Annotated in this window: 15 protein-coding genes; 9 read left to right on the top strand and 6 right to left on the bottom strand. The window is 70.2% G+C overall.

Annotated features, from left to right (window positions below):
* Positions 1-120 precede the first annotated feature (120 nt).
* Positions 121-861, bottom strand: coding sequence for an isocitrate lyase/PEP mutase family protein (locus B0I32_RS04950; protein ID WP_106235339.1), 741 nt, complete (start codon positions 859-861; stop codon positions 121-123).
* Positions 862-1,030: 169 nt separating this feature from the next.
* Positions 1,031-1,612 (bottom strand): hypothetical protein, encoded by a 582-nt coding sequence (locus B0I32_RS04945; protein WP_106235337.1) that lies wholly within the window; start codon positions 1,610-1,612, stop codon positions 1,031-1,033.
* A gap of 358 nt (positions 1,613-1,970) precedes the next feature.
* Here B0I32_RS04945 and B0I32_RS56325 point away from each other — a divergent pair, with 358 nt between their 5' ends.
* The gene (locus B0I32_RS56325; protein WP_146178043.1) at positions 1,971-2,486 is read left to right on the top strand and encodes a hypothetical protein; all 516 of its coding nucleotides are present in this window, start codon (positions 1,971-1,973) and stop codon (positions 2,484-2,486) included.
* Positions 2,487-2,643: 157 nt separating this feature from the next.
* On the opposite strand, the gene miaB is transcribed toward B0I32_RS56325, so the two are convergent.
* Complete coding sequence (gene miaB / locus B0I32_RS04935; RefSeq protein WP_106235334.1) at positions 2,644-4,143, bottom strand: tRNA (N6-isopentenyl adenosine(37)-C2)-methylthiotransferase MiaB; 1,500 nt, start codon at positions 4,141-4,143, stop codon at positions 2,644-2,646.
* A 137-nt stretch (positions 4,144-4,280) separates the two neighbouring features.
* Between miaB and B0I32_RS04930 the strand changes: the two genes are divergently transcribed.
* From B0I32_RS04930 to B0I32_RS60830, 6 genes are all read left to right on the top strand, one after another.
* Positions 4,281-5,036, top strand: a complete 756-nt coding sequence (locus B0I32_RS04930) for an amino acid ABC transporter ATP-binding protein (protein WP_106235332.1) — start codon at positions 4,281-4,283, stop codon at positions 5,034-5,036.
* Between the two features lie 18 nt (positions 5,037-5,054).
* Positions 5,055-5,918, top strand: a complete 864-nt coding sequence (locus tag B0I32_RS04925) for a glutamate ABC transporter substrate-binding protein (RefSeq protein WP_106235330.1) — start codon at positions 5,055-5,057, stop codon at positions 5,916-5,918.
* 58 nt (positions 5,919-5,976) lie between these two features.
* Complete coding sequence (locus B0I32_RS04920; RefSeq protein WP_106235328.1) at positions 5,977-6,645, top strand: amino acid ABC transporter permease; 669 nt, start codon at positions 5,977-5,979, stop codon at positions 6,643-6,645.
* Complete coding sequence (locus B0I32_RS04915) at positions 6,642-7,559, top strand: amino acid ABC transporter permease (RefSeq protein WP_106235326.1); 918 nt, start codon at positions 6,642-6,644, stop codon at positions 7,557-7,559. The genes B0I32_RS04920 and B0I32_RS04915 overlap by 4 nt, the downstream gene beginning before the upstream one ends.
* Positions 7,560-7,747: 188 nt before the next feature.
* On the top strand, positions 7,748-8,596 hold the full coding sequence (locus B0I32_RS04910; RefSeq protein WP_106236033.1) for a glutamate ABC transporter substrate-binding protein: 849 nt from the start codon (positions 7,748-7,750) through the stop codon (positions 8,594-8,596).
* Between the two features lie 136 nt (positions 8,597-8,732).
* A complete protein-coding gene (locus tag B0I32_RS60830) occupies positions 8,733-10,565 on the top strand; it encodes a S9 family peptidase (RefSeq protein WP_281262573.1) in 1,833 nt (610 codons plus the stop codon).
* A 44-nt stretch (positions 10,566-10,609) separates the two neighbouring features.
* Here B0I32_RS60830 and B0I32_RS04900 read toward each other — a convergent pair whose 3' ends face one another.
* Both B0I32_RS04900 and B0I32_RS04895 read right to left on the bottom strand, forming a co-directional pair.
* A complete protein-coding gene (locus B0I32_RS04900; protein ID WP_106235323.1) occupies positions 10,610-10,933 on the bottom strand; it encodes an STAS domain-containing protein in 324 nt (107 codons plus the stop codon).
* Between the two features lie 124 nt (positions 10,934-11,057).
* A complete protein-coding gene (locus B0I32_RS04895) occupies positions 11,058-11,639 on the bottom strand; it encodes a DUF5994 family protein (RefSeq protein WP_281262576.1) in 582 nt (193 codons plus the stop codon).
* A gap of 158 nt (positions 11,640-11,797) precedes the next feature.
* Here B0I32_RS04895 and B0I32_RS04890 point away from each other — a divergent pair, with 158 nt between their 5' ends.
* Positions 11,798-12,802, top strand: coding sequence for a tyrosine-type recombinase/integrase (locus tag B0I32_RS04890; protein ID WP_106235320.1), 1,005 nt, complete (start codon positions 11,798-11,800; stop codon positions 12,800-12,802).
* Positions 12,803-12,920: 118 nt separating this feature from the next.
* A complete protein-coding gene (locus B0I32_RS04885) occupies positions 12,921-14,261 on the top strand; it encodes a PP2C family protein-serine/threonine phosphatase (RefSeq protein ID WP_181307019.1) in 1,341 nt (446 codons plus the stop codon).
* Positions 14,262-14,436: 175 nt separating this feature from the next.
* Here B0I32_RS04885 and rny read toward each other — a convergent pair whose 3' ends face one another.
* Positions 14,437-16,053 (bottom strand): ribonuclease Y, encoded by a 1,617-nt coding sequence (rny, locus tag B0I32_RS04880; RefSeq protein WP_106235316.1) that lies wholly within the window; start codon positions 16,051-16,053, stop codon positions 14,437-14,439.
* Positions 16,054-16,213: the final 160 nt, after the last annotated feature.

Below are 16,213 nucleotides of genomic sequence, written 5' to 3'. Positions count from 1 at the left end.
GCCGTCGGTACGCGGCCCTGGGGCGCGACGCCTGGCGTCGTACGGTCGCGGCCCTGCCGTCAGTAGGGGTCGCGGCCCTTGGGCGCGACGCCTGGCGTCGTACGGTCGCGGTCCTCGCCGTCAGAAGGGGTCGCGGCCCGCGTGTATCTCGGCGAGCAGGCTCTCCGTGTACGTCTGGGACGCCTGGTGCAGGCCGCTGCCGAAGCTGATCCTGGCCACCCCCAGCCCGGCCAGCGCGCCCAGCCCGGTGACCCCCGGCCTGAACAGCACGTTGACCGGCCCGCCCAGACCGTCGACCAGGGCCCGGATCTCGTCCGCGTCGGTCAGCCCGATCGGGTACACGCAGTCGGCCCCCGCCTCCAGGTAGCGCCGCCCGCGTTCCAGCGCCTCCTCGCGCGTCGCCCGCCTGCGCAGGTAGAGATCCACCCGCGCGTTGATCACCAGCCCGTCGCCGGCCGCCGCCCGCACCTCGGCCAGGAACGCGGCCTGCTCGTCCGGATCCACCATCTCGCCGCCGCCAGGCAGGGAGTCCTCCAGGTTGCAGCCCACGGCCCCGGTCGCGAGCAGCCGCTCGGCCAGCTCGGCGGGCTTGAGTCCGTACCCGCGCTCGACGTCCGCCGTGACGGGCCGGTCCACGGCCCTGACCACCCGGGCGATGGCCGCCATCATCTCCCCGACGGGCGTACGCTCACCGTCCTCGTAACCGAGCACCCGCGCGACCGCGGCGCTGCCGGTGGCGACCGCGGGGAACCCGGCCGCCTGCACGGCGCGGGCGGAGGCGGCGTCCCAGACGTTGGGCAGCACCAAAGGGTTTCCGGGCACGTGCAGGGCACGCAGCTCGGACGCGTCGTCAGTCGTCATACTCCGACCCTACGGACAACGCTGGCTTCCCCGAAGTACCAGTACACCTCATAAACGGCAAGCCACTTCGGACCCCGCCGTCACGAAGGGTTCCTTGCCACCCGCCGTCAGGTCCCTGTCATCATGAGCCCACCCGCCGTGCAACGTCAGGCCCGTCGTCAGGACGTGCTCAGCAGCCGCTCTTCGAGCACTGGCCGGGGACGAGGCCGCCGGGGCCGTCGGCCGGGCTGCCTGCGTCGGAGGGGGTGCCGCGGCCCGAGGACTGCGGCGACTTGGTGGGCGCCGTCGTCGCGGGCTTCTTGCTGGTGCCGGTCTTGGCGGAGTCGCTGCCCGTGCCGCCCGTCGTGTCTCCCGTATCGGCCTGGTCGCCGCCGTCCGGGACCCCGGCCGCGACGTCGCCCATGCTGCCGTCGTCCTCGGGAGCGTCGCCGGTACGGTCGTCCTCGGGAGAGTCGGCGGTGACGTCGCCCGCCGTGGCGTCGTCGTCTCCGGCGGGATCCTCGTTCGCCTCAGCGCTCTGAGAGGTCGCGGGGTTGCCGCCGCCCTGCTGGGCGCTCCCGCCGGGGTTCGAGGCCAGCATGTAGCCGGCGCCACCGGCCACGAGCACGGCGATGAGCGCCGAACCGGCGATGAGAAGGGATTTGTTGCTCTTCTGCTTCGGTCGTCTGTTTCCCGAGGCCCTGTTTTCCAGGCGGGTGTCTCCCGGCCCGGTGAGGATCTCCTGGCGATCCGCCTCGATCGGATCTTGCATGGCGTTACAGCTCCCTGCGGTCGTATCGGGGAAAGCTCGCCGGCTTCCGCGGGTGATGGACCACACTAGCCGCAACGACGGAATGCTCGCACAACAATCACAAAGGAATCACGACTTGTCCCCCCTTAGATCCATTAGCCCAGGTAGCCGCGCCAACCTGGCACCCGTGGCCGGAGCCGCGGGGGTACTCGTCACAGCGGCGCTGGGGATATTCCTGGCATTCACTAACAGTAAGGAACCGTCACCGCAAACACCTCAGGAAATGGATCAGGAAACCCCGCTTTCCCCAAGATCGATACCACTCTCGGCATCGAACACGCCACCCACGGCGACCGTCATTCCACCGTCGGTGGCGCCCATGGCTGGAACGCTCCAATTCCCCACGGCCCAGCCCGCCGACGTCATGCTCGGGCCGCTGACGCCTCCGTGGATCGAGACCGTCCCGCCCCCGTACGCGAGCCTGCCGCCCTGGGGGACGAATCTCCCGCCTGTGGGCGTGAACCTGCCGCCCGTGGGCACGGACCTGCCGCTCCTCCCCTCGGCGACGGCCGGCCCGCCGGCCTCGCCCACAGCCGGGGACACCCGCCCGCACCGGCCGGGTCGCGACGGTGAACGGCCCCCGAGAGGACGCCCCGCCCCGCGCGCCACCCCGCAGGTGCCCCCTGAGGAACATCCGGCACCCGGCGGCCCCACCGCGCCGCCCCTGGTGACCAGCCCGGCTCCGCCCCCGTCATCACGGCCGCTCGCACCGCCACCGTCCCGTCCGCCGTCCCGGCCGGCGCCGCCGGGCCGCGCGGGCCCCGACCCCTGCGCCACCATGCACGACTTCCGCCGCCGCCCCTGCTACGACATGCTCAACCGCCTCACGCACTGACCCCCCGCACGGCCTCCCCGCACGGCGAAGGGCGGCCCCGGATGATCCGGGGCCGCCCTGGAAGCAGCCGTAAGCCGTGCGCCGAACGAGCCCAGCCCTGACGCGAGCCGCCGACCGCGGCCGGTGCGCCGAACGGGGCAAGTGGCAGCGCGGGTGGTCAGTGCGCCGAGCAGGCACCTGACGAGGTCGGCAGCGGTGCGGGGCGGCCGACGGTGGGCATGCCGAGCAGCACTCCCGAGCCGCCGGCGGCGCTCCCGCCGCCCTGGCGGGCCTCCCAGGCGTCGCCCGCCCTGGTCCGCCGCAGCCCCAGCACGGCCCCGTCGGCCACCAGGTGGTGCGGCGCCGCGTACGTCACCTCGACCGTCACCATGTCACCGGGCCGCGGCGTCTCCTCACCCACCGCGAAGTGCACGAGCCGGTTGTCCGCCGCGCGCCCCGACAGCCGGCGGGTGACTTCGTCCTTACGCCCCTCGCCCTCGGCCACCAGCACCTCGAGCGTCCGCCCGACCTGCTTCTTGTTCTCCTCCCACGAGATCTCCTCCTGCAGCGCCACCAGCCGCTCGTAACGCTCCTGGACGACCTCCTTGGGCACCTGGTCCGCCATCGTGGCCGCCGGAGTGCCGGGGCGGATGGAGTACTGGAAGGTGAAGGCGTTGGCGAAGCGGCTCTGCCGGACGACGTCGAGGGTCGCCTGGAAGTCCTCCTCGGTCTCGCCGGGGAAGCCGACGATGATGTCGGTGGAGATGGCCGCGTCGGGCATCGCGGCGCGTACGCGCTCGATGATGCCGAGGTAGCGCTCGGCCCGGTAGGAGCGCCGCATCGCCCGCAGCACCCGGTCGGAGCCCGACTGCAGCGGCATGTGCAGCTGGTGCATGACGTTGGGCGTCTCCGCCATCGCGGCGATCACGTCGTCGGTGAACGCGGCGGGGTGCGGCGAGGTGAAGCGGACCCGTTCGAGCCCGTCGATGTCGCCGCAGGCGCGCAGCAGCTTGCCGAAGGCCAGCCGGTCGCCGAACTCCACGCCGTAGGTGTTGACGTTCTGGCCCAGCAGGGTGACCTCCAGCACGCCCTGCTCCACCAGCGTCCTGACCTCGGCGAGGACGTCGCCGGGGCGGCGGTCCTTCTCCTTGCCGCGCAGCGACGGCACGATGCAGAACGTGCAGGTGTTGTTGCAGCCGACCGAGACCGACACCCAGGCGGCGTAGGCGGACTCGCGCTTGGTGGGCAGCGTCGAGGGGAAGACCTCGAGCGACTCCTTCAGCTCGACCTGCGCCTCGCCCTCGACGCGGGCCCGCTCCAGCAGCACCGGCAGCGAGCCGATGTTGTGCGTGCCGAACACGACGTCGACCCACGGCGCCTTGCGGACGATCTCGCCCTGGTCCTTCTGCGCCAGGCAGCCGCCGACGGCGATCTGCATGCGCGGATTGCTCACCTTGGCCGGTCTGAGGTGGCCGAGGTTGCCGTAGAGGCGGTTGTCGGCGTTCTCCCGCACGGCGCACGTGTTGAACACGACCACGTCGGCCGCCTCCCCGTCGGGAGCGGCCACGTAGCCGGCGTCCTCCAGCAGGCCTGACAGCCGCTCGGAGTCGTGGACGTTCATCTGGCACCCGTATGTGCGCACTTCGTAGGTGCGGGCGCCCTCCTGAGTCACAGTCATGGCATTTTCAAGGGTAGTCGGTATCGGCCTTGGGACTGCCCGTACCGATCTAAAAGGCCAGCTTGATGGCATGATGTGATCGGATCGGTACCGCTCGGTTAGTGCACAGCGTTCTAACGCCCTCTACGTTTTACTCCATGACGGAGAACGGCGACGCCACTCCACTTGTGCAGTTGGAGAACGTCAACAAGCACTTCGGGACGCTGCATGTCCTGAAGAACATCAACTTGACCGTCTCTCGTGGCGAGGTCCTGGTCGTCATCGGCCCCTCGGGCGGCGGGAAGTCGACGCTCTGCCGCACGATCAACCGGCTGGAGACGATCAACGACGGCAAGATCATATTTGACGGCCAGGTTCTGCCCGATGAGGGCAAGGCGTTGGCCAGGCTGCGTTCCGACGTCGGAATGGTCTTCCAGTCGTTCAACTTGTTCGCTCACAAGACCATCAGGGAAAACGTCACGCTCGGCCCGATGAAGGTGCGCGGCAAGGCCAGGGACGCCGCCAACCAGCGGGCGATGGAACTACTCGAAAGAGTGGGCATCGCCGCGCAGGCGGACAAATATCCGGCCCAGCTCTCCGGCGGTCAGCAACAACGTGTGGCGATCGCCAGAGCACTGGCCATGGACCCGAAAATGATCCTGTTCGACGAGCCGACCTCCGCCCTCGACCCCGAGATGGTGCAAGAGGTCCTCGATGTCATGATCGGGCTGGCACGTGACGGGATGACCATGATGGTCGTCACGCACGAGATGGGGTTCGCCCGCCGGGCCGCGAACCGGGTGGTGTTCATGGCCGAAGGGCAGATCGTCGAGGAGAACACTCCTGACGAGTTCTTCACCAACGCGCAGACGGACCGGGCGCGAGACTTCCTTTCGAAGATCCTCACGCACTGACTAATGAGGCAGGTACACATGCACATGCGTCGAACGGGAGCAGTGCTCTCCATGGCGGCTCTGGCCGCGGGCCTGACCGCCTGTGGCGGGGGTGGCGGGGAGTCGTACGCCACCGTGGCCGACAAGATCGCGGGCGGTGGCTCGATCGTGGTCGGCACCAAGTGGGACCAGCCCAGCCTGGGCCTGAAGATGGGCAACGAGCCTGAGGGCTTCGACGTCGACGTGGCCAAAGCCGTGCTGAAGGAAGTGGCCGGCGGCAAGGACGTGAAGATCGAGTGGAAGGAGTCGGCCTCGTCCAACCGCGAGCCGTTCCTCCAGAACGGCACGGTCGACATCATCTTCGCCACCTACTCCATCACGGAGGAGCGCAAGGGCAAGGTGACCTTCGGCGGCCCCTACGTCGTGGCGCACCAGGACGTGATGGTCCGTAAGGACGACGCCTCGATCAACAGCCCTCAGGACCTCAAGGGCAAGAAGATCTGCAAGGCCGCGGGCTCCAACTCCTACAAGCGCATCACCGACCCGCCCCCGGACGGTGAGCTCGACATCGACGCGACGACCGTCGACGCCGGCAACTACTCCGAGTGCGTGCAGAAGCTGACCGGCAGCAACCTCGACGCCGTCACCACCGACGACCTGATCCTGGCGGGCTTCGCCAAGCAGGCGGGCGGCAACTTCAAGGTGCTGGGCCAGGGCTTCACGGACGAGAAGTACGGCATCGGCCTGAAGAAGGGCGACACCAAGACGTGTGAGGCCCTCAACACCGCGGTGAAGAAGCTGTGGGACAACGGCACCATGAAGCAGCTGCTGGACAAGTGGTTCGGCGGCATCCAGGGGCTGAAGCTGTCCGAGACCGCGCCGCCGGCCGAGGGTTGCGCCTGATCACACCAGAGGCGGCGGCCGGTGACCCGGCCGCCGCCGTCCTATGCGGTGGAGCACGATGGACGAACTAATCAAGTACGCCCCTGACCTCGGGCTGGGATTCCTGGAGAACGTCAAGCTGTCCCTCGTGGCGGCGGTCGCCTCCCTGATCCTCGGCACGGTTCTGGTGGCGATGCGGGTCTCTCCCACGCCGGTCCTTCGCGCGGCCGGCACCATATACGTCAACGTGGTGCGTAACACCCCGCTCACGCTGGTGCTGGCGTTCTCCGCACTGGGCTTGAGCGACCAGCTCGGCCTGGTGTTCTCGGACGTGCCGCTGACCAACTCGTTCTGGATCGTGGCGATGGGCCTGTCGGTCTACACCGCGGCCTTCGTGTGCGAGGCGCTGCGCGCCGGCATCAACACCGTGAACATGGGCCAGGCAGAGGCGGCCAGGGCGATCGGGCTCACGTTCATGCAGTCGCTGACGCTGATCGTCCTGCCCCAGGCGTTCCGCGCGGTCGTCGCGCCGCTGGGCAGCGTCATGATCGCCATGATCAAGAACACCACGGTGGCCACCGCGGGCGGGTTCCTCGCCGACTCCGCGGCGGTCATGAAGATCACCTTCGACACGACCGGCGCGTCGATCCCGATCTTCCTCGGCATCGTCGTCGCCTTCATGGTGCTGACCATGCCCATCGGATTCTTCACCGGCTGGTTGTCGCGACGTCTGGCGGTGGCCCGATGAGCACGTCCGTACTGTTCGACGCTCCCGGCCCGCGCGGGCGGATCCGCAACCACGCGCTCACGGTGATCAGCGTCGTCGCCGTCATCGCCGTCCTGTACGGCGTCTACCGCGGCTTCGACGCCAAGGGCCAGTTCGAAGGCAAGATCTGGCAGCCGTTCCTGCAGTGGGAGACCTGGGAGTTCTACATCATCCCCGGTCTGATCGGCACCCTGGAGGCGGCGGCCGTCTCGGCGGTGCTGGCGCTGGCCTTCGGCGCGATCTTCGGCCTGGCCAGGCTCTCCGACCACGCGTGGGTCCGGATCCCGGCCGGCGCGGTGGTCGAGGTGTTCCGGGCCATCCCGCTGCTGCTGCTGATCTTCTTCATCTTCTACCTGGCGCCCATGCTCCTGGGCGGCGGCGACTACGCCTTCTTCGCGGTCGTGCTCGGCCTGACCCTCTACAACGGCTCCGTGCTGGCCGAGGTCGTCAGGGCCGGCGTGTACGCCGTGCCGAAGGGGCAGTCGGAGGCCGCGTACGCGGTCGGCATGCGCAAGAACCAGGTGCTGCGGCTGGTGCTGCTGCCGCAGGCCGTCACGGCGATGATGCCGGCGATCGTCAGCCAGCTCGTGGTGCTGCTGAAGGACACCGCGCTCGGCTACATCATCGCGTACGTCGACCTGCTCAACACCGGCTTCAAGATCCTGCCGGCCCGCTTCTTCGGCTCGCTGATCCCGGCGGCGATCGTCATCGGCATCATCTACGTGGCGCTCAACATGGCGCTGAGCTACCTGGCCACCAAGCTGGAACGGCGCAGCAGGCGCAGCCGCAAGACGGCGGCCGCCCCGATCGCGGCGCCCGGATCGGCCGAGGTCGGCATCGGCGCCGGTCAGGGCACCGCGGGCGGCGGCCTGGGGCCGGACGAACCCCTCGAATGACCGCGGGGCGGCGGGCGTGCTGGCGCCCGCCGCCCCGACGGGCTCCCCTGCCCGTCGCCCCGGCCGGCCCTTGAGTTTGTCGCCTTTCTCCCCATAGATCGCCAAGAAAGACCCACGACTGCGTCGAATCCGTGTCCCGCACGGGTCGCGACGGGTTACCCATAGTCGTGGGGAAGTTCAGGGTGACCATGCGCGGGACGGCACTGGCCTCAGCCATGGCCGTGGCGGCGGGGCTGGCCGGATGCGGCGGCGGAGGATCGTACACGACCGTCGCGGACAAGATCAAGAACGCCCGCACCGTCGTCGTCGGCACCAAGTGGGACCAGCCGGGCCTGGGAATGCGTACCGGCTCGGGCAATCCCGAGGGGTTCGACGTGGACGTCGCCCGCTACATCGTCGGCAACCTCGCCGGCGGTGCCCAGGTCAAGATCACCTGGCGCGAGTCGCCGTCCTCCACCCGCGAGGCGCTGCTCCAGAATGGCACCGTCGACATGATCGTCGCCTCCTACTCCATCACGCAGTCCCGCAGACCCAAGGTCACCTTCGGCGGCCCGTACGTGATCGTGCCCCAGGACACCATGGTCAGAGCCGGCGACATGACCATCAAGAACGTGGAAGACCTGCGCGGCAAGCGGATCTGCCTGGCCGAGGGCTCGAACTCGTACCGGCGGATCGTCGACCCGCCACCCGACGGCATGCTCGACCTGCCGGCCGAGCTGGTGCCGGCCCACAACTACTCCGAGTGCGTGCTCAAGCTCGTCGAGGACCGCCTCGACGCGGTCAGCACCGAGAACCTGGCCCTGGCCGGGTACGCCGAGCACGACCCCGGCATGTTCCGGCTGCTCAACCAGCCGATCAGCTGGGAGAAGTGGGGCGTCGGCCTGAAGAAGGGCGACACCGAGACGTGCGAGGCGGTCAATCTCGCCATCGCGTCGATGTGGCGGGACGGGACGACGACGCGACTGCTGAACAAGTGGTTCGGCCGGGCGGGCGTCGCACTCCCCTCCTCCCTGCCCAACCCCGTCGGCTGCCCCTGAACCGCTCACAGGGACTGAACCGTGCCGGCCGCCCGGGAACCGGCTGAACGCCGCCCAGCCACCCCGCGGCCGCCAGGCGGGCTGAACTGTGGGGACAGCACCGCACGCCCGGCGATCTTCCGGCAGGATGCGGGGTATGCCTTTCTGGCCCTCCCCCATTTCGACCAGAGACGTGGCCGGCTCCGCCGTACGTCCCGGCTGGCCCACGCTCATGGACGGCCGGACGTGGTGGACCGAGGACCGTCCCGACGACGGCGGGCGTACGGCGATCGTGTGCCGCGCCGCCGACGGCACCCGTCGTGACCTGCTGCCCGCTCCCTGGTGCGCGCGCACCCGCGTGCACGAGTACGGCGGCCGTCCCTACGCCGTCACCCCCGAGGGGGAGGTGGTCTTCGCCAACCTGCAGGATCAGCGCCTCTACCTGCTGCCGGAAAACGGCGAACCGAAACCCGTCACTCCCCCGGGTTGCCGCTACGCGGATCCGCTGGTGCGCGAGGGACAGGTGTGGTGCGTACGCGAACATCACGCGGAGGACGGCAAGGTCACCAGGGCCGTCGTCTCCGTCCCGCTCGACGGCGGCGAGATCCGCGAATGGGCCACCGGCTGCGACTTCTACGCCTCTCCTACCATCTCCCCCGACGGGCGACATCTGGCCTATGTCTGCTGGGACCACCCCCGCATGCCCTGGGACGGCACCGAACTCCGCGTCGTCCGCCTCTCCGACGGCGACTCCTGGAAGGTGAAGGGCGGTGTCACCGAATCCGTCCTGGCTCCCGCCTGGAAGGACGACACCCGGCTCTACCTGGTCTCCGACTCCTCCGGCTGGTGGAACCTCTACGAGATCGGCCTGCACGGCGACGGGGCGCGAGCGCTCCACCCGGCCGAGGAGGAGTTCACACTGCCGCCGTGGCGACTGGGCGGAATGCCGTACGCGCTCCTCGCCGACGGCCGGCTCGCGGTCCTGCACGGGCGCGGCGATCTGCGGCTCGGCCTGCTCGACCCCGCCACCGGCGCACTCACCGACGTCGAGGCCCCCTACAGCGGCTGGGACGCGGACCTGGCCACCGACGGCACCTCCGTGACCGGCATCGCGTACGCCCCCACCACACCCCGCTCGGTCGTCACCATGGACCCGGCGACGGGCGCGCACCACCCCCTCACCCCCACCCCCTCCGCCCTGCCCGACCCCGCCTACCTGCCCATCCCCCGCCCCGTACGAATCGGCGGCGCCCCCGACCAGGACGTGCACGCCTTCCTCTACCCGCCCCACACCGAAGCCGCGCCGCAATCCGGCCCGCCCCCTTACGTCGTCTTCGTGCACGGCGGACCGACCGCGCACGCCGACACCGCGCTCGACCTGGAGAAGGCGTTCCTGACCTCGCGCGGCATCGGCGTCCTCGACCTCAACTACGGCGGCTCGACCGGTTACGGCAGGGCTTACCGCGGCCGGCTCAAGGGCCGGTGGGGGCTTGTGGACGTCCACGACACGATCGCCGCCGCGCGGTGGCTGGCCGAGCAGGGCCTGGCCGACCCCGCCAGGATCGCCGTACGCGGGGGCAGCGCGGGCGGCTGGACCGTGATGGCGGCCTGCTGCAGCTCCGACGTGTTCGCCGGCGGCGTGTCCTACTACGGGGTCAGCGCGCTCGCCCCGCTGGCCGCCCACACCCACGACTTCGAGTCACGCTACGTGGAGTGGCTGGTGGGACCGGAGGATCCGCAGGTGTACGCCGCCAGGGAGCCCCTGGCCCTCGTGGACGGGGCCACCCGCCCCATGCTCCTCCTCCAGGGCCTCGACGACCCGGTGGTGCCCCCCGAACAGTCGGCCGCCTTCGCCGACGCACTGTCCGAACGTGGCGTGCCGTGCACGTACCTGGCCTTCGAGGGCGAGTCCCACGGCTTCCGCCGCACAGAGACCCGAGCCGCCGCATTGGCCGCAGAACTAGCCTTCTACCAGCAGATCTTCATCTGAACCAGCGAACCGCGAGCCCGGCCGGCGGCGCACCAGGCCGGGCCTCACGCCATGATCGGGAATCGGTGGTCCAGGCCCGTGATGTGGAGCAGCCGGGCCATGCGCGGCGAGACACCGGTCAGGGCCAGCGTGATGCCTTGGGCCTTGGCCCGGCTCTGCAGGCCGACCATCATGCCCAGCCCGCCGGCGCCGCAGAAGGTGACCTCGGACAGATCCAGGACGAGCAGGTCGCTGCTGCCGGCCAGGGAGTTCAGCAGCCGCCGGCGCAACTGCCCCGTGGTGAAGATGTCGATGTCGCCCGAAAGGTGCACGAGGGTCGGCGCCGAGGCGCTCGCCTCGCCGAGCGGGGCGTTGTGGATGGCGGTCATGGCGTCTCCTTTCGGAGCAGCTGAAAGGCGATGAGAAGCCTGCCGGCCGGAGATCGGCCGACCGCCAGAACGGGCGGTGCCCGGACCGCTCGATCCGGCCGGCAGGCGGCACACCACGGTCACGTCAGGGCTGACGGCCGTGCGGTCGATGCGGCTGCGCCTGCCCGGTGACCGCGCCACCCTCGTTCTCCCAGCGGGCCGGGTCATCAGCCGTGGCACGCGGAGCACGGCCGGCCGGCGGCTGGGCGAGAGTGAGGATGGCGTCGATCGTCAAGCCGGCGGCGTCCTGGACGATGCGCTTGAGCGTGGCCTCGGCGGCGCCGGCGGCGGTCTCCGCAGGGATGACCAGCAGGACGACCGGCTCCCCGGACGCGAAGACGAGAGTGAGCACACGCGGGTCGGTGTGCCGGAACCAGCCGACGCGAACCTGACGCCCGCGCGCCGGAACACGGCGCGGGATGTTCCGCCACGCATCGCCGTACACGCCGATCCGGAGCGTGACCCGATCAAGCAACCGGTCGACGGCGGCGATGAGACGCGGCAACTCGACAGCGGCGTCACGGGAGTAGGGCCACCAGGCCCCGTCCACCACCGCTCGCCGATTTGGCACCGGGTGCAGGCTGAGCCGTAGCGCGGAATCGCATCGCGGAACCCCATGGGACGCGGGGCTGAGGGGCACGGGTGGAGAAAGAAGTTGCGTCGGCATCATGGCGGGCTGACCTGTCCTGGCCCTGGTCGAGTGGGGCCGATGGTGGTTCGCCGGGGGCGACGCTGACCTGAATGCCGACGCTCGGAAAGTCCTCGGTGGCCTAAATCTACCTCACGACTTCCGGAAACGTTCAATTCCGGAAGTAAACTGTTACGGTGACTTCCGGAAACAGGCCTGCAGAGTTCGCCGAACCGGCCGGAGCGGCTGCTGCAAACACGCGCCGGTCGCGGGCTCTTCCGCTGTCCGCCCCTCATGCCGCCGTCCTGGCCGACTACACCGCCGAGCTGGAGCACTCCCCGCTGGCCGGCTCGACCAAGGCCAAATACGCCTCCCGGCTGCGCGGCTACCTCGCCTGGCTGTCTGGCCAGGCCGGCGACGGCGCCCTGGACGGCGACCCGCTCACCGACGCCGTCGCGGCCGCCGGCGCGGTGCGTGACTTCCGCCGCCATCTCAAGAACAGCCGCCGCGCTCCCAATACCATCGACACCTACCTGTCGGCCATCGACGACTTCTACGCCCGCCGCGGCCTCGGCAAGCCCCAGACCCACCGCGAACGCGACACCCGCCGCACCGCACCCCGCGCCCTGGACGCCCGGCGGGCGCGTCGCTACATCCGCCACGTCCAGCTCACCGCGCCGCCGCGCGACAAGGCCATCGCCCTGCTGCCCTACCTCGCCGGCCTGCGCATCTCCGAAGTCGTCGGGCTCGACCTGGCCGACGTACGCCTGTCGGCCCGAAAGGGCGAACTACGCATCCGCGGCGAGGGCCGCGACGCCGGCAAGGTCCGTCTGGTGCCCGTCCACGCGGACTTGCGCCAGGCACTAGCCGGCTGGCTGACGGCTCGCCCCGGTTGGAAGGGCGCCGACACCCACAGCGCGGTGTTCCTCAACCATCGCGGCGGCCGCCTGAGCGACCGCGCCGCCCGCGACATCATCACTGGGTTCGGCGCCGCCGCCGACCTGAACGACGACCCCACCGAGCCCTTCAGCCCGCATGTCCTGCGGCACACCTTCGCCACCCAGCTCATCCGCGACGGCAAGGACCCCATCCTGGTGGCCGAACTGCTCGGCCACGGCTCGCTGGACACCACCCGTCGCTACGCCCAGCCCGCCGACGGCGACAAGGCAGCCGCCTTGGACGCCCTGATCACCGACCATTAGCCGAGATCAACCTTGAAAGGGCGGCAACGGTGTCGACCCATGCGGCCGCGACCACATGGCCCCGGACTGTGACCGGGGCCCCTGGGGCGCCTCTTCCGCGGCGGAAGGCGGGCACGCGATGAAGGCTCCGCTGAAGCCGCTGGTGCTGCCGGATGTGCCGCCGATGCCGGTGCAGGTGTACAACCCGGCCCGGCTGGCGGCGCTGGCCGCCACCGCGCTGATGAACACCGAACCGGCGCCGGACCTGGACAACCTGTGCGAGCTGGCGGTCTCCGCGGCCGGCACCCAGCAGGCTCTGGTGGTGCTGTTCGACGCCCGCCACGCGTTCTACAAGGCCGCGGCCGGCCGCGGCCCGCTGACACTCGGCCGGCGCAGCATCCCCCTGCACGCCGACGCCTGCCCGCTGCTGGCCGGCGCCTCCGGCCCGCTGGTCGCCGCCGACACCGCCCGCGACGCCCGCCTGGTCCACCTGCCGGCCGTACGGGACGGGACGATGGGCGCCTGGGCGGGCTTCCCCCTGCATTCGGCCGACGGGCTGGTGCTGGGCGGCCTGTGCGTGCTCGACGAGCAGCCACATCCGTGGACCGGCCGCCAGCTCGGCACACTGACCAGGCTGGCCGCCGCGGCCGGCGACCTGATCGAGTTGCGCCGGCGAATGCACCAGGCTCAGGAACGCATCGACGCCCTGCGAAGCTCCGGAGCCGCAGCCGACCGGCTGGCCCGGTCGCTGCAGGACAACCTGCTACCGCCGATGATCACCCGGCCGCCCTGGCTCGACGCGGCCGCGCTGTATCTGCCCGCCGGCGACGGCGAGACGGTGGTCGGCGACTTCTACGACCTGTTCCCCACCCGGCAGCCGTGGTGGTGCGCGGCGCTGGGCGACGTGTGCGGCAAGGGACTGGAGGCGGCCAAGGTGACCGCGCTGGCCCGCTACACCGTACGTACCGAAGCCACCCAGCATTCCTCGCCGGCCACCGTGCTGACCCGGCTGAACGACGCGCTGATCCGTCAGCACGTCAACGACCGCTTCCTGACCGCGGTCTGCGTGATGCTGCGCCCCGGCCCTGACGGCGGCGTACGCGGGCTGATCAGCCTGGGCGGCCACGCGCCCGCCCTGATCCGGCGAGCCGACGCGACCGTCGAAGAAGCGGGCCGGCCCGGCCTGCTGCTCGGCATCTTCGCCGACGCCCGCCTGCACGCCGAACCGGTGGAGCTGGCGCCGGGCGACGCACTGCTGCTCTACACCGACGGGGTGACCGAAGCACGCAGCCGCAGCGGGCACGCCCTCTGGGGGCTACCCGCGCTCAGCACGCTCCTGGCGGGCTGTGACGGCTTGAACGCCGAGCAGACGCTGGAGCGCATCACCACCGCTCTGAGCGGGCACGCCGGCGACTACCACAGCGACGACACCGCCCTGCTGCTCCTGCGCGTCCCCCACCACGGCGAGCGGCCACCATGACGACCGACCGCACCGAACCGGATCAGGTGCTCATCACCTCCGGATGCGCGAGGGGACGCGACCCCGCTGACCAGAGAGAAGCGATGAGCACCGAGTTCCCTCTGAAATCCCTCTGAACTCGGACCCGCGGAACACCCGCGGCCCGAACCTCTCGCGTACCCGAACGCACGCGGGCTCAGCGGGCGAACTCGGTGGCCCGTGACTCCCGTACCACCGTGATGCGGATCTGCCCGGGGTAGGTGAGCTCCTCCTCCACCTGCTTGGCCACATCCCGCGCGATCACCTGGGCCTGGATGTCGTCGATCGCGTCGGGCTTGACCATGACCCGGATCTCCCGCCCCGCCTGCATGGCGAACACCTTCTCCACGCCCTCGTACGACTGCGCGATCTCCTCCAGCCGCTCCAGCCGCTTGACGTAAGCCTCCAGGGACTCCCGCCGCGCGCCGGGACGGCTGCCGCTGATCGCGTCGGCCGCCTGCGTGAGAACCGCTTCGACGGTACGCACCTCGACCTCGTTGTGGTGCGCCTCGATGGCGTGCACCACGTCCTCCTCCTCGCCGTACCGGCGGGCGATCTCCGCGCCGATCAGCGCGTGACTGCCTTCGACCTCGTGCGTGAGGGCCTTGCCGATGTCGTGGAGCAGCGCGCAGCGCTTCATCAGGGTCTGGTTCATCTTCAGCTCGGCGGCCATGATCCCGGCGATGTGCGCGGACTCGATGAGGTGCTTGAGCACGTTCTGCCCGTACGAGGTGCGGTAGCGCAACTGGCCGAGCAGCAGCGTCAGCTCGGGATGCATCTCGGTGATCCCCAGCTCGACGAGGGCGTCCTCACCGGCCCGCGCGCACAGGTCCTGCACTTCCTGGCGGCTGCGGTCGTGCGCCTCCTCGATGCGCTGCGGATGGATGCGGCCGTCCAGCACCAGCTTCTCCAGCGTCAGCCGCGCCGTCTCCCGTCTGACCGGGTCGAAGCACGACAGCAGCACCGCCTCCGGTGTGTCGTCGATGATCAGATTGACCCCGGTCGTGGACTCGAACGCGCGGATGTTGCGCCCTTCGCGCCCGATGATCCGGCCCTTCATCTCGTCACCGGGCAGGTGCAGCACGCTGACGACCGACTCGGCCGTCTGCTCCGCCGCCAGCCGCTGCACGGCCAGTGTCACGATCTTCGTGGCCCGCTTCTCGCCCTCTTTGCGGGCGGTGCCCTCGATCTCCCTGATGATCAGCGCGGCCTCACGCTTGGCCTGGTTCTCGATCTCCTTGACCAGCTCGTTCTTGGCCTGCTCGCCGGTGAGCCCGGCCACCCGTTCCAGGATGACCCGCCGCTCGTCCTCGACCTGGAGCAGCTCTTCCCTGCGGTCGGCCAGCTCGACCTCGGTCTCGGCCAGCTTCCTGTCCCGCTCGGACTGCCGCCTGGCCTCCTCGTCCAGCCGCTGCTCCCGCTCGGCCAGCCTGGCCTCACGACGTTCGAGGTCGGAGCGGAGCTCCTTGAGCTCGGACTTGAGGATCCGGCTCTCCTCCTCGACCTCCCGCCGCATCTGCGCGGCGCTCTCGGCCGCCGCCTCCGACCTGCGCAGGATCTCCTCGGCGTCGGTCTCCGCCTTGTGCCGGATCTCCTGCGCCTCTTCACGCGCCTGTTCAAGCTCCTCGTGTACGACCTGCACCTGCTCGGCACTCGGCTTGCCGGCGCGGGGCTGACCGTCCGAAGTGCGCCTTATGACGACGAGGAGCGCCGCGATCATCCCGAACGCGAGCACGAGCACCGCCACCATCAGCACCACGACCAGCGGCCCCATGTACGCCCCGCCCTCCTCGCGTCGTCAAGAACTCATAACGCGGCCACAAAACGGGAGGGGTCACAGGCGCGCTGCGCAGAGCCCGGTCGGCGTCTTCACCAGTATCGATGTCAATCCAAGACTGACCGGGCGTCGACTGCTCCAGCCGACACCTCGTCCG

It is taken from the genome of Nonomuraea fuscirosea (assembly GCF_003001935.1).
GTDB classification, from domain to species: Bacteria; Actinomycetota; Actinomycetes; order Streptosporangiales; family Streptosporangiaceae; genus Nonomuraea; species Nonomuraea fuscirosea.
Note: the sequence above shows the minus strand (reverse complement) of the source record. Positions and strands in the feature narration are given on the sequence as shown.